This is a genomic window from Halomonas sp. JB37 (assembly GCF_002332255.1).
Classification (GTDB): domain Bacteria; phylum Pseudomonadota; class Gammaproteobacteria; order Pseudomonadales; family Halomonadaceae; genus Vreelandella; species Vreelandella casei.
Genome location: NZ_NRGW01000001.1, coordinates 1875845 through 1889623, shown reverse-complemented (window position 1 = coordinate 1889623; position 13779 = coordinate 1875845). Strand labels below are relative to the sequence as shown.

Genomic DNA, 13779 nt, shown 5'->3' with positions numbered 1-13779 from the left:
AGCTGCCCGGTAGCGCCGAGACGCGCCGGGCATTATTGATAGCGGCACTTATATCATCCACGCATCCATAAACTTATGAACCGGCAGCTGCTCCAGCGCTATCTGATCGCTGCATAACTGCGCAATTTTATGGCAGCGATCTTTTGCAAACCGCGTCGCCAGGTGATGTTTAAACTTATCGATCAGTAGCGGCATCCCCTCTTCCCGCCGACGCCGATGGCCAACCGGGTATTCCACGGCAACGTTATCAGTTGCGCTTCCATCGGTGAAAAAAACCTGCACGGCGTTAGCGATCGAACGTTTTTCCGGATCATAATAATCGGCCGAATACTCAGGGTTCTCTTTTACCTGCATTTTACTGCGCAATTCATCAATCAACGGGTTCGCCACATGGAAACTATCTTCATAGTGTTCAGCACTAAGTGCGCCGAAGATAAGCGGGACTGCGGTCATGTATTGCAAGCAGTGATCACGATCCGCGGGATTAGCTAGCGCGCCGGTTTTGGAGATAATTCTAATCGCCGAGTCGTGCGTGGTAAGCACAATTTTATCAATATCGGCCAAGCGATTTTTAACCTGCGGGTGTAACGCCACGGCGGCCTCGCAAGCCGTTTGGGCGTGGAACTCGGCGGGAAAAGAGATCTTGAATAAGATATTTTCCATCACATAGCTGCCGAGTTCGCGCTGAAATCGAAAACGTCGCTCAGCCGCTGGCTTTAGGCTTAGATCTTTATTGGTATGGCTAAACAGCACATCGTAGAAGCCCCATTGCGGTGCCGAAAGCACACTGGGAATGCCCATTTCACCCCGCAAGGCGATATCAGCCAAGCGTACGCCTCGCGAGGTAGCATCGCCGGCCGCCCAGCTTTTACGTGAACCCGCGTTCGGCGCATGACGATACGTTCGCAGACTTTGGCCATCGGCCCAAACGTGAGAAAGCGCTGAAAGCATCTGCTCTCGATTGGCTCCGGAAAGCTTGGCGGCCACCGCGGTAGACGCCACCTTCACTAACACCACGTGATCTAACCCCACGCGATTAAAGCTATTATCCAACGCCAACACGCCCTGTATCTCATGGGCCATGACCATGGCATTGAGCACATCGCGCATCACCAGGGCCGCTTCGCCTTGAGCAACCCGCCGCTGGGAAAGGTGATCGGCAACGGCGAGTATCGCGCCGAGATTATCGGAAGGGTGACCCCACTCGGCGGCTAGCCAAGTGTCGTTGTAGTCCAACCAGCGGATAATACAGCCGATATCCCACGCTGCCTTAACCGGGTCTAAGCGTAGCGAGGTGCCCGGCACTCGAGATCCAAATGGCACCACAGTGCCTTCAACAATGGGCCCCAGATGCTTCGTGCATTCAGGAAAGCGTAGCGCTAGCAGCCCACAACCCAGCGTGTCCATCAGGCAGTAACGCGCTGTTTCCAGGGCCTCAGAAGAGGCTACCTGATAATTCAATACGTAGTCGGCAATAGCCTGTAGCTCAGGATCATAGTCCGGGCGCTCATTGGCTTCGGATGTTGCGGGTGCTCTAGTGGACATAGTGCTCTCCTAATGGATAACCGCCTATTCAGTATGGCCTAAAAGCTGTCACCGGGAATTCTCACGACGCCCTCCATCAGTACCCGCGCGCTACGGCTCATGATGGCCTGATCAATCTGCCAGCGTCCGTCAACCAGATTGGCTTCAGCGCCAACACGCAAACTGCCCGAAGGATGGCCAAAGGTAACCGCCTGACGCTTATCACCTCCAGCGGCCAGATTAACCAGCGTGCCCTCAATGGCGGCAGCCGCCGCAATGGCCACCGCAGCGGTACCCATCATGGCATGGTGCAGCTTACCCATCGAGAGCGCCCTCACCAGCAAGTCAATATCGGCGGCCTGCACAGGCTTCCCACTAGAGGAGACGTAATCTACAGGGGGCCCAACAAACGCCACTTTCGGCGTGTGCTGTCGATGGGCAGCTTCACTCACATCGTTGATCAGCCCCATACGTACGGCGCTGTAAGCACGAATGGCTTCAAACATTTTAAGCGCGCGGCTATCGCTATTAATCACATCCTGCAGCTCTGCCCCGGTATATCCAACGTCTGCCGCATTGATAAACACCGTAGGAATGCCTGCATTGATCAGCGTGGCTTTTAACTTGCCCACGCCTGGCACATCCAGATCATCAATAAGATTGCCCGTAGGAAAAATCGCCCCTTCACCATCAGCGGGGTCCATAAAGGCCACCGCAATTTCAGCAGCAGGGAAAGTCACGCCATCGAGTTCAAAGTCACCGGTTTCCTGCACCTGCCCATTCACAATAGGCACCTGAGACACGATAGTTTTCTGAATATTGACCTGCCAAATTCGCACCTCAGCTAAACCGTTTTCTGGAATGCGGGCAGCCTCCACCAGGCCATTGGCAATCGCGAAGGGACCTACTGCCGCCGAAAGATTGCCGCAGTTGCCGCTCCAGTCAACCACCGGTTTATCGATTGAAACTTGCCCAAAGAGGTAGTCCACATCGTGCTCGGAAGACTCACTTTTAGATAGAATCACCGTTTTGCTGGTACTCGACGTTGCGCCTCCCATCCCATCAATTTGCTTTTCATAAGGGTCGGGACTGCCAATCACTCGCAGCAATAGCCGGTCCCGCTCGGGCCCGGCTTTTTGCGCCACGCTAGGTAAATCGCTGAGCTTAAAAAACACGCCTTTACTGGTGCCTCCACGCATGTAGGTCGCCGGTATTTTTATTTGTGGCGTACTGGCCATAATGCTATCTCCTAAAAGCTAAGCGGCAGTTGATTCAAGAAAGTCCTGGGCAAAGCGCTGTAAGACGCCGCCGGCGGTGTAAATCGATACTTCTTCCGCGGTATCTAGGCGACACTTCATCGCCACACGCTCGCTTTCACCATTTTTTCGATGAATAACCAGCGTGAGCATCGCACCTGGCGCTGCCGCCCCTTCGACATCAAATATTTCAGTGCCATCTAAACTCAGCGTCATACGCGTGGTGCCCGCTTCAAACTCCATGGGCATTACGCCCATACCAATCAAATTAGTGCGGTGAATACGCTCAAAGCCTTCGGCGGCAATCGCTTCGACGCCCGCCAGCGCCACGCCTTTGGCCGCCCAATCCCGCGAAGACCCTTGCCCGTAATCCGCGCCGGCAATAATAATTAATGGCTGTTTGCGCGCCATATAGGTTTCGATGGCTTCCCACATGCGGGTCACCTCACCTTCGGGCTCAACTCGCGCCAGCGAGCCCTGCTTTACGCTGCCATCAGCCTCTCGCACCATCTCATTAAACAGCTTAGGGTTAGCGAAAGTGGCGCGCTGGGCGGTTAGATGATCACCGCGGTGAGTGGCGTAGGAATTGAAGTCTTCCTCAGGCAGGCCCATTTTGGCCAGATACTCGCCCGCAGCGCTGTTCAACTGAATAGCGTTAGAGGGCGACAGGTGATCGGTGGTGATATTGTCAGGCAAGATTGCCAATGGGCGCATTCCCTTAAGCGTGCGCTCTTTGGCCATGTTGCCCTCCCAATACGGCGGGCGGCGGATATAGGTACTCTCAGGGCGCCAGTCGTAAAGCGGGCTCACCAGGGTACGGGCGCTTTTGTCCAGGTCAAACATAGGAATATAGGTCTGCCGGAACTGCTCGGGCTTCACCGCGGCTTTAACAATGGCGTCGATCTCTTCATCGGCCGGCCATATATCTTTCAAGGTAACGGGATTACCTGCTTGGTCGATACCCAGCACATCCTTTTCGATATCAAAGCGTATTGTGCCCGCAATAGCGTAGGCGACGACCAGCGGCGGCGATGCTAAAAAAGCCTGCTGGGCATGAGGATGAATGCGACCATCGAAATTGCGGTTGCCGGAAAGCACGGCCGTCGCATAGAGGTCGCGATCAATAATTTCCTGCTGAATAGTCGGATCAAGCGCCCCGGACATCCCGTTGCAGGTGGTACAAGCGTAGGCAACCACGCCGAAGCCGAGAGTTTCCAGCTCACTCATTAAGCCAGCTTCTTCCAGGTACATCTTGACGGTTTTCGAGCCAGGCGCCAGCGATGACTTTACCCACGGCTTGCGCAATAAGCCCAGTCGATTGGCGTTGCGAGCAATCAGCCCTGCCGCCACCATGTTACGCGGGTTAGACGTATTGGTGCAGCTGGTGATAGCGGCGATAATAACCGCGCCATCAGGCATCTTGCCGGCTTTCTCTTCTTCACGTGCGGCATCAAGCCCTACGGCAATACCACGTTCAACAAGCTCTGAGGTGGGTAGGTGAGCGTGAGGATTAGACGGCCCCGCTAGGGTGCGATGTACAGAAGAAAGATCAAAGGTCAGCACTCGCTCGTAGGTAACGTCAGCTAGACTGTCTGCCCATAAGCCGGTGTGTTTGGCATAGGTTTCTACCAGCGCCACCTGATCATCTTCACGCCCGGTAAGCTTCAAATAATCGATGGTTTGGCCGTCGATATAGAACATCGCCGCCGTGGCACCGTACTCAGGCGTCATATTCGAAATTGTGGCGCGATCGCCCACGGTCAGCGCATCAGCCCCTTCGCCATAAAATTCTAAGTAGGCCCCCACTACCCGCTGTTTGCGCAGAAATTCGGTAATCGCCAGCACCATATCCGTGCCGGTTATACCCGGCTGCAGCTTACCGGTTAACTCTACGCCCACAATATCCGGTAGGCGCATCATGGATGCTCGACCCAGCATGACGCTTTCGGCCTCCAACCCACCTACACCCACTGAGATCACGCCCAGCGCATCGACCATCGGCGTGTGGCTGTCGGTGCCCACACAGGTATCTGGATAGGCAATGCCATCGCGGTTCTGCACCACCGGCGACATTTTTTCCAAATTAATCTGATGCATGATGCCATTACCCGGCGGGATGACATCGACATTTTCAAAGGCTGTCTTAGTCCAGTTAATAAAGTGGAAGCGATCGTCGTTACGACGATCTTCAATCGCTCTATTTTTTTCAAAGGCGCCTTCTTCTGATCCTGCGTGCTCCACTGCCAACGAGTGGTCAACAATTAGCTGTGTCGGTACAACGGGGTTCACCTTGGCGGGATCACCGCCCCTCTCGGCAATGGCATCGCGCAGCCCGGCTAAATCGACCAAGGCAGTCTGGCCGAGGATGTCATGGCAAACCACGCGGGCTGGGTACCAAGGAAAATCCAGGTCACTCTTGCGCTCAATCAACTGCTTGAGTGCATCGGTCAGTAGTTCAGGATTGCAGCGGCGTACCAGCTGCTCAGCCAGCACGCGGGAGGTATAAGGCAGCTGTGCATAGGCACCGGGCTGGATATCTTCAACCGCCTCGCGAGCATCAAAGAACTCAAGCTCGGTGCCAGGCAGCGGTTTTCGGTAATCGGTATTCATAGCAGACGCACTCATAGCAAGCGAGGGGAGAAAAAAACAACGCCGGCAGCCAAAGCTGCCGGACAGCTAGCCTGATATAGCTAGTTAATGTCGCTAGGTGAATGAACAGTAAGCTGAGCTTAGTCGACTAGCGACGTGCTTCAATCGGCACCCACTCACTCTTCTCAGGGCCCGTATAATCAGCGCTCGGACGGATTATGCGATTGTTAGCGCGCTGTTCAAACACATGGGCCGCCCAGCCGGTGACGCGCGACATGACAAAAATCGGCGTGAACAGTTTGGTGGGAATATCCATAAAGTGATAAGCGCTAGCGTGGAAAAAATCAGCATTACAGAACAGCTTCTTCTCGCGCCACATCACCGCTTCAACACGCTCGGAAACGGCGTACAGGACATCATCGCCCACATCGTCAGAGAGCTTTTTCGACCAGTGCTTGATAATCGCGTTGCGAGGGTCAGACTCACGATAAATCGCATGCCCAAAGCCCATGATCTTGTCTTTGCGCTCAAGCATGCCCAGGATCTTGGTTTCCGCCTCTTCCGGCGACTGCCAATCCTCAATCATCGCCATGGCGGCTTCATTCGCACCGCCATGCAGCGGGCCACGCAGCGAACCAATCGCCCCGGTTACGCAGGAATGCATATCAGAAAGCGTTGAGGCACACACACGAGCCGTAAAGGTAGAGGCATTAAATTCATGCTCGGCATATAGAATCAGCGATACGTTCATTACTCGCGCATGCAGCTCAGAGGCCGGTTTACCGCGCAGCATATTGAGAAAATGACCGCCTACGGAGTTATCGTCGGTTTCAGTATCGATGCGCACGCCGTCGTGGGAGAAACGATACCAGTAGCAAATGATAGAGGGCAGCACCGCTAACAGGCGGTCTGAGACATCCTGCTGCTGATCGAAGCTCTCCTCGGTTTCCAGATTGCCCAGCATTGAGGTACCTGTGCGCATCACATCCATAGGATGCGCATCTTTGGGAATCTGCTCGAGCACGGCCTTAAGCGCATCGGGTAGCCCACGCAGGCTTTTCAGCTTGCTAATGTACTCACTCAGCTCGGCTTGATTGGGCAGTTTTCCCTTTAGCAGCAGGTAAGCCACTTCTTCAAATTTGGCTTTTTCAGCCAGCTCTTTGATATCAAATCCACGGTAGGTCAGGCCCGAGCCTGTTTTACCTACCGTGCATAGCGCAGTACTGCCAGCGCTCTGACCACGTAGTCCTGCACCTGTCACGGGTTTATCAGCCATGGTGTGTCTCCTATCGCTACTTTTATTTTGAGAATTTTATGGAGGTATCTTGTGAGCGCGCAGTAAGCGATTACCTTGGGCTCACGACCCTGGTGTAACGCTTATTGGCCATCGCCTTGCTCAACGAATAACGCATCCAGCTTCTGCTCAAAATCGTGGTAATTCAGAAAATCGTAAAGCTCGTCGCGAGTCTGCATCAGTGGCACCACCTCTTTTTGGTGGCCGTTATCCAGAATACTTTGATACACCTGCAGCGCCGCCGCATTCATGGCGCGAAACGCAGAAAGTGGATAAAGCACCATGCGGCAGCCGACATCGCCCAGCTCCGTTTGCGTGAATAGCGGCGTGGCGCCGAACTCGGTGATATTGGCTAAAATGGGCGCGTTGACGCGTTCACAGAAAGCATTGTAATCATCCAGCGTGTGTACCGCCTCAGCGAAGATCGCGTCAGCGCCGGCTTCAATACAGGCATTTGCGCGCTCAATGGCCGCATCCAGGCCCTCTTTTTGAAATGCATCGGTGCGTGCAATCAAATAAAAATCGGGATCGATTTTGGCATCGGCAGCAGCCTTGATACGGTCCACCATTTCCTGCTGAGACACAATTGCCTTATTCGGGCGGTGACCACAGCGCTTCTGAGCGACCTGATCTTCCATGTGAATGGCAGCAACGCCTGCACGCTGCATCTCTTTAACCGTGCGCGCAATATTAAAAGCGCCTCCCCAGCCTGTATCGATGTCTACCAGCAGCGGCAGTTCAGTAGCGCCGCAGATCCGGTGAGCATCTTCGACCACGTCGTTCATGGTGGTCATACCCAGGTCTGGAAGGCCGAAAGAAGCATTAGCAACGCCACCACCGGAAAGATAAATCGCCTGGTGGCCCACTTTATCCGCCATCAGCGCGGTGTATGCATTGATGGTGCCTAAAATGGGCAGCGGGCGATTGGCTTCAAGCGCGGCGCGGAAACGAGCGCCGGGAGTCATCTGTAACATGGAACATTTCTCCTATTTAATGTGTCGTTATTGTTAGCTATTTTTAACGCTGCAATGTAGATGTGGACTGTGCTAGGGCTGCTGCATAGCGGTCAGCCACATTGGCTCGAGAAGCGCTTACATGGCGGCGCATCAGCAGCTCTGCTAGCTCCGCATCGCCTGCTTCGATAGCATCTACAATACGGTGGTGTTCCACAAAAGCGCGCTGCGGGCGGGTGCCGCTGGCACTAAACTGGGTGCGATACAGGCGCACTAAATAGTAGAGGTCATCGCACAGAAGGTTCATCAGCATTTTATTGTGGCTGCCCTGAACGATGCAGTAGTGAAAATCAAGGTCACCTTCACGTTGATAATAGGCCTCGCCTCGTTGCAGATCGGCTTGACCTTCATGTAGCGCCAACACATCACGCAAGCCTTGAACCTCTGCTGCTGACATATGCTCAGCGGCTAGCCTAGCGGCCATACTTTCCAACGCTTCGCGCAGATCAAAAAGCTCTAAAAGCTCTTTCATGGAAAGCTGAACCACGCGCGCGCCCACGTGAGGAACGCGTTCAATTAAACGGTGTGCCTCTAAGCGCCGCATCGCCTCGCGTAGCGGCCCCCGTGAGATACCGTAAGTTTTCGAAAGCCCGGGCTCGGTAATTTTACTGCCTGGCGCCAGTTCACCACGCACAATGGCATCCTGAAGCTGGTGAAATACCCGCTCTGCAAGGGTACGAACTTCCGGCAACGTTGCAGTTGAAGCGGCGATTGCGAAAGGAGCGCCCTGTTCGCCCGCCGTTTCAGATAGCGCAGCAGCGGCGGTAGAGGAATGAGAAGTAAGTGTTGCCATAGATAATTGTCGACAATTGAAAAGTAAACAAACTCTAGCGCGTGCAAACTGCACCGTCAACCAGGCGAGCCAGCCGATTTTATGCGTCTTTCGTCGTATAAATAGACTTATCCGAAACAGACTTGTCAACAATCGCGCCATTTTAAACACACTGCCGTGACACCGCCTTTTTTGCTTGAACTCGCCAGTGCGTGAAAAAGGCGTCGAAGCCTAGCGCTGGCGTCATTTGGCAAGCCCCTCTAAAATGTCACGCCCCTCTTAACTGGTTAGGCGTTTGCTTCATGATCAAGGCATTAACGATTACTGCCCTGCCCTATTCGACCGACCCTTTAGGTGCATTCGCCTGCCTGCGCAAACGCCCTGGCGCCGTTCTGCTCGATAGCGGCCGACCTATCGCCAGCGGCCGCTTCGACATTCTTAGCAGTGACCCGCTCGCCACTCTTGAAGTGAGTGGCGATGGCATAGTGAGCGTGGAATCCAACCAGCTTAGCCCTCCGGCTCAGCTGGCCAACGATGCGTTCGCACATCAGCAGTGGCTATTAGATCAGCTTGCAATCCCTAATCAGCCTAGTGAGCTACCTTTCCTAGGTGGCCTGATTGGCTACTGGAGCTATGACTTAGGCCGTAATACGCTGTCTATCTCGGGCCTGAAAACCAGCGCTGTATCACTACCCCAGGCGCGCCTAGGGCTTTACGACTGGTGCATCACGTTTGACCACGCAGCCCAACAGGCATGGTTAATCGCCACACCAGAGCGCCGTAAGGAAGTAGAAAGCTGGCTTGCTCAAGAGCCAATGCAAGACAGCGTTTTTACATTGAGCAGCACATTTAAGGCTGAGCAGAGCCATGCCGAGTACGTCACGCGCTTTGATGCCGTTCAGCGCTATATTCGCGCAGGCGACTGCTATCAAATCAATCTGGCTCAGCGCTTTTATGCTGACTATCAAGGGGATGAATGGCAGGCGTACCTTTTGTTGCGAAAAGCAACACCAACGCCTTTTTCAGGCTTTATGACCTGGAATGACAAAGCCGTGCTGTCACTTTCGCCTGAACGCTTTATTCAAAGCCGCGATGGTCAAGTGGAAACACGCCCGATTAAGGGCACTCGTCCTCGTGGTCAAACGCCCGACGAGGATAAGGCGCTAGCTGAGCAACTTCTGAGCAGCCGCAAAGATCGCGCTGAAAATGTCATGATTGTCGATCTACTCCGCAACGACCTAGGCCGCGTGTGTCTACCAGGCTCTATTCGCGTGCCGCAACTATGTCATTTAGAGAGCTATCCTAACGTTCACCATTTGGTCAGCGTGGTGCAGGGAACGTTAGCCGAGGACTGTAACCCTCTGACGCTGCTCAAAGCCGCCTTTCCCGGTGGCTCAATTACCGGCGCACCGAAAATTCGCGCCATGCAGATCATCGACGAGTTAGAGCCCTGCAAGAGAAGCGTCTACTGTGGCAGCTTGGGCTACGTGGATGTGCGCGGCAGCATGGATACGTCTATCGCTATCCGCACAATGGTGGCAGAGGCTGGGAAACTACACGTATGGGGTGGTGGAGGATTAGTGGCCGACTCTCAAGCCGACGAGGAGTATACCGAGACCTTGGATAAAATCCGTCACCTCATCGAGGCTTTGGAATAAGCAACGCAAATAAAATATCAAAAAGGAATATAAAAGCCTAACCAAACGGTATTGGGGGAACCTGACTTGAATTTGATAGCCTAGCGGCTGATGAGCTTAGCAGCGATGACTCTACACCTGAATAGGAGGCCATATGTCCTCAGAGCTTGAAGCGATTAACCGCGACTTCGCCAATAACCCCCAAGGGCTAATTGAATGGGCGCTGTCCCAGGGCGCGCGACCTATCTGCACCACTAACTTTCGCCCCTTTGAGGCGGTGATTCTGCATATGGTAAGCCAGGTGCGCCCCGACATTCCTATCGTATGGATGGACAGCGGCTATAACACCGAGGCCACGTACCAATTTGCCGATACGGTTATCCAACAGCTCGATTTAAAGGTTATTAGCTTTTTACCTCGCCGTACCCGCGCCCATCGCGAAGCGTTGGATGGCCCCATGCCGGGCATAGATGACTCGCGCCACGCGGTCTTTACGCAAGAAGTAAAACTTGAGCCCTTCGAGCGCGCACTGAGTGAAATGCAGCCCGACGTATGGTTCACCGCGCTACGCGCTGAAGATACCCCTGAGCGCGCTAAAATGCAGCCGGTCAGCCGTAACAGCGATGGCCTATTGAAAGTGGCCCCGCTGCTGCAGTGGAGTGCAAAGGACATGTACCAGTATCTAGAGGCGCATGGCCTACCCAACAACTTCGATTACTTCGACCCGACCAAGGTTGAAGAGAAGCGCGAATGCGGACTGCACTTACAGCATTAGTATTCACAGAATAAATACTTACAGCATTAATACTCAGGCAGGTCTATGTCATCAAACAAAGATTGTTCATGACGTGGACCTGCCGTTAACGCTTCATCGACGAGATCACGGGTTAAATGCGGCGCAAAGCGCTGTAAAAAGTCATACATGTAGCCACGCATAAACGTACCGCGACGAATGCCGATTTTGGTTGTAGAGCTGGCGAATAAGTGGCTGGCATCCAGGGCGACAAGATCAGTATCAATCGCCTCATCGACCGCCATATGGGCCACTATTCCGACCCCCATTCCCAACCGCACATAGGTTTTAATCACGTCGGCATCTGCCGCCGTCAGCACAACATTGGGCGAGAGCCCTTTAGCTTTAAAGGCATCGTCTAGCTGCGAGCGTCCGGTAAAGCCAAAAACGTAAGTGACCAGCGGATGCTCAGCCAACGCTTCAAGCGTTAAAGCCCCCTGGTGGGTTGCTAACGAATGGCCTTTAGGTACCAGTACACAGCGATTCCAGCGATAACACGGCAGCAGCACTAAGTCGGTAAACAGCTCTAATGACTCAGTGGCAATAGCAAAATCTGCCTGCCCTTCACTGACCATTTGCGCGATCTGTTTCGGATTACCCTGCTGCATATGCAGTGCCACATCAGGATACTTTAACGTGAATTCGCTGATAATCGGCGGCAATGCATAGCGCGCCTGGGTATGCGTCGTCGCGATTGCCAAGCTTCCCCGACGCTCATCGCTATGCTCTTGGGCCACCTGCTTGATATTATCCGTGAGGCGCAGAACTTGGCCAGCCAGATCAATAATCGACTGCCCGCCCGATGTCACTCGTGTCAGGTGCTTACCGCTACGGGCAAAAATCTCCACACCTAACTCGTCTTCTAATAAACGAATTTGTTTAGAGATACCTGGCTGTGAGGTAAATAGGCTTTGTGCTGTGGCTGAGACGTTCAAGTTATGCCGACTGACTTCCCAGATATAGCGGAGCTGTTGTAGCTTCATATCCTCACCTTATTTGTTGTCTATACAGACCATGCCTGGGCGTTCATTCTGACCCTGCAGCGGCGATGCGTTCAGTCATCGCCTTGGCGACAGCGCCCTACATAATACCAGATAGAATAAAAAACACATTGATAATACTTTTATAGTATAAAAAAATCGCCTGACAGGCACTCATTAATTTCTACTTTTGTGATCATTTACCGCACAGGAAATTTGCCAGCAACCTTCGCGAACGCTAACATCTGCCCACGATTATCGTGATAAACAGGAAGCGCTGTGAAAGAGCGCCAATTGATCGCGTAATGACCGTTGCTCCATTTGAGGCAACGAAACAGTAAGAGCAACGCAAACGGGAGAATCAAATGGCTAATAATGTTGATGTCACCAACGCCAATTTTGAGCAAGAAGTCCTCAACGCTGAACAGCCTGTGCTGATGAAATTTTGGGCGCCGTGGTGTGGCCCATGTAAAGTGATGGCCCCGGTCGTTGATGAAGTGGCTGCTGAACGTCAAGACAGCCTGAAAGTGGTCAGTGTCAATGTGGACGACGCGCCTGAAATTGCCGCTGAGCAAGGTGTACGCGGCGTTCCTACCGTCATGCTGTTCAAATCCGGCACCAAAGTTGCTTCATTAGTTGGCGCGCAATCCAAATCACAACTGACGCAGTTCATTGAACAAAACGCTTAATGAATGCGCCTAGCACTTGAAACAGCCGCCGACCTAGTCGGCGGTAGCCACTCTCTTCCTCTCGCGCTTTACGCTATTTTTCACGCCTCCATGGCGGCAGCCGTGCATCGCTAGCCCTAGTATCTTTTAAACGACGTTTTCCAGGCCCTAATAAACGCGCCATCCATCGGGTTTGCGGATGGCTATCCAGCGCGATCTTCAATGTCATCGTAAGCACCACTGAGAGCAGCATTCCCGCAGCACCAAAGACCCACCCCCATACCACCAGTGATAAAAACGCGACAAAGGTAGAAAGCCCCAACGCCTGCCCCATCACCCGCGGCTCAATCAAGTTGCCAAGTACAAAGTTGATGACCAAGTAAGCCGAGGCTAAAAGCATTGCCTGAAAAGCACCGCCATCTTGAGCAACCAGCAGCAAGAGTACCGGCGGGATAGCCGCTAGCGCAGAACCGATATTCGGAATGAAGTTTAGGGCAAAGGCCAATACCCCCCACAGCAATGCAAACTCGACGCCAATGATGACGCATGAAAGCCAAACCAGCACCCCTGTGGTCAGGCTAATCACAGTTTTGACCGCTAAGTAACGCTTTAACGTTAAGCTAAATTCGCTGAATCGCTTTAAACTTGGGGCAGGATTTTCAAGCGCTCGCGAGATTTTATCGCGAAAATTGAGTGTCTCAAAAAGCATAAAGATGACCAGCAACCCGACGATACAGCTTTGCATGAAGAGATTGCCTATCTCTCCTAGCAAGGTTGGCATCCAAGAATCTTCATCATCCATGGCAAACATTGAGTTCACCTGGTCTGGATTAACGGCCAGACCATGCGCAGACAGTGCATTGAGCAAATTCCAATACTGCTCGTAGAGTCGAGATTCAATATCCGGTAATGCGGCCAAAAACGTGCTAAAACTATTAACTACCAACAAGGCGAGTAGCGAAAGAAATCCCAGCAGCACCATTAAAGTGAGAAAAGCCGATAATCGCAAACTCAAGCCACAGCGGTGTAGCCATTGCACCGGAGAGGTACATACCACGGCAATAAATATTGCCAGCAACAGTGGTACCAGCAAATCAGACCCAACCTTCATTCCCGCAACGATCACTACCAGCGAGGCGAGTGCCAAGGTGGCATGAAGAGGAACCGTACGGTAATCCTCGTCCGATAATTTCGACATAAACCCATCCCTAGACTGTTGTCAGATTCATAGTGGTTGCCAGCACGATAATGCA

11 protein-coding genes are annotated in these 13779 nt (G+C 53.1%); 3 read left to right on the top strand and 8 right to left on the bottom strand.

The features are described 5' to 3' along the window. Positions 1 to 48: 48 nt before the first annotated feature. From CIK78_RS08715 to CIK78_RS08690, 6 genes are all read right to left on the bottom strand, one after another. A complete protein-coding gene (locus tag CIK78_RS08715) occupies positions 49 to 1545 on the bottom strand; it encodes a bifunctional 2-methylcitrate dehydratase/aconitate hydratase (RefSeq protein ID WP_096279152.1) in 1497 nt (498 codons plus the stop codon). Positions 1546 to 1583: 38 nt separating this feature from the next. Further along, complete coding sequence (prpF, locus tag CIK78_RS08710) at positions 1584 to 2762, bottom strand: 2-methylaconitate cis-trans isomerase PrpF (protein WP_096279150.1); 1179 nt, start codon at positions 2760 to 2762, stop codon at positions 1584 to 1586. Between the two features lie 18 nt (positions 2763 to 2780). Continuing rightward, positions 2781 to 5390 carry a Fe/S-dependent 2-methylisocitrate dehydratase AcnD gene (acnD, locus tag CIK78_RS08705; RefSeq protein ID WP_096279147.1) on the bottom strand — a complete coding sequence of 870 codons (2610 nt, stop codon included), beginning with the start codon at positions 5388 to 5390 and terminating at the stop codon, positions 2781 to 2783. Positions 5391 to 5517: 127 nt separating this feature from the next. Further along, positions 5518 to 6645 (bottom strand): 2-methylcitrate synthase, encoded by a 1128-nt coding sequence (prpC, locus tag CIK78_RS08700; protein ID WP_096279145.1) that lies wholly within the window; start codon positions 6643 to 6645, stop codon positions 5518 to 5520. Between the two features lie 101 nt (positions 6646 to 6746). Further along, positions 6747 to 7637 (bottom strand): methylisocitrate lyase, encoded by an 891-nt coding sequence (prpB, locus tag CIK78_RS08695; protein ID WP_096279143.1) that lies wholly within the window; start codon positions 7635 to 7637, stop codon positions 6747 to 6749. 43 nt (positions 7638 to 7680) lie between these two features. After that, the gene (locus CIK78_RS08690) at positions 7681 to 8469 is read right to left on the bottom strand and encodes a GntR family transcriptional regulator (RefSeq protein ID WP_225734453.1); all 789 of its coding nucleotides are present in this window, start codon (positions 8467 to 8469) and stop codon (positions 7681 to 7683) included. A 281-nt stretch (positions 8470 to 8750) separates the two neighbouring features. On the opposite strand from CIK78_RS08690, the gene pabB reads away from it, so the two are divergent. After that, entirely contained in the window at positions 8751 to 10106 is a 1356-nt protein-coding gene (gene pabB / locus CIK78_RS08685) for an aminodeoxychorismate synthase component I (protein ID WP_096279141.1), read from the top strand. 133 nt (positions 10107 to 10239) lie between these two features. Beyond that, a complete protein-coding gene (locus CIK78_RS08680) occupies positions 10240 to 10860 on the top strand; it encodes a phosphoadenosine phosphosulfate reductase family protein (protein ID WP_096279139.1) in 621 nt (206 codons plus the stop codon). A 26-nt stretch (positions 10861 to 10886) separates the two neighbouring features. Here CIK78_RS08680 and cysB read toward each other — a convergent pair whose 3' ends face one another. After that, the gene (gene cysB, locus CIK78_RS08675; RefSeq protein ID WP_096279137.1) at positions 10887 to 11861 is read right to left on the bottom strand and encodes an HTH-type transcriptional regulator CysB; all 975 of its coding nucleotides are present in this window, start codon (positions 11859 to 11861) and stop codon (positions 10887 to 10889) included. A gap of 362 nt (positions 11862 to 12223) precedes the next feature. Between cysB and trxA the strand changes: the two genes are divergently transcribed. Further along, the gene (gene trxA / locus CIK78_RS08670) at positions 12224 to 12547 is read left to right on the top strand and encodes a thioredoxin (protein WP_096279135.1); all 324 of its coding nucleotides are present in this window, start codon (positions 12224 to 12226) and stop codon (positions 12545 to 12547) included. A 73-nt stretch (positions 12548 to 12620) separates the two neighbouring features. Here trxA and CIK78_RS08665 read toward each other — a convergent pair whose 3' ends face one another. After that, the gene (locus CIK78_RS08665; RefSeq protein ID WP_096279133.1) at positions 12621 to 13724 is read right to left on the bottom strand and encodes an AI-2E family transporter; all 1104 of its coding nucleotides are present in this window, start codon (positions 13722 to 13724) and stop codon (positions 12621 to 12623) included. Positions 13725 to 13779 lie beyond the last annotated feature (55 nt).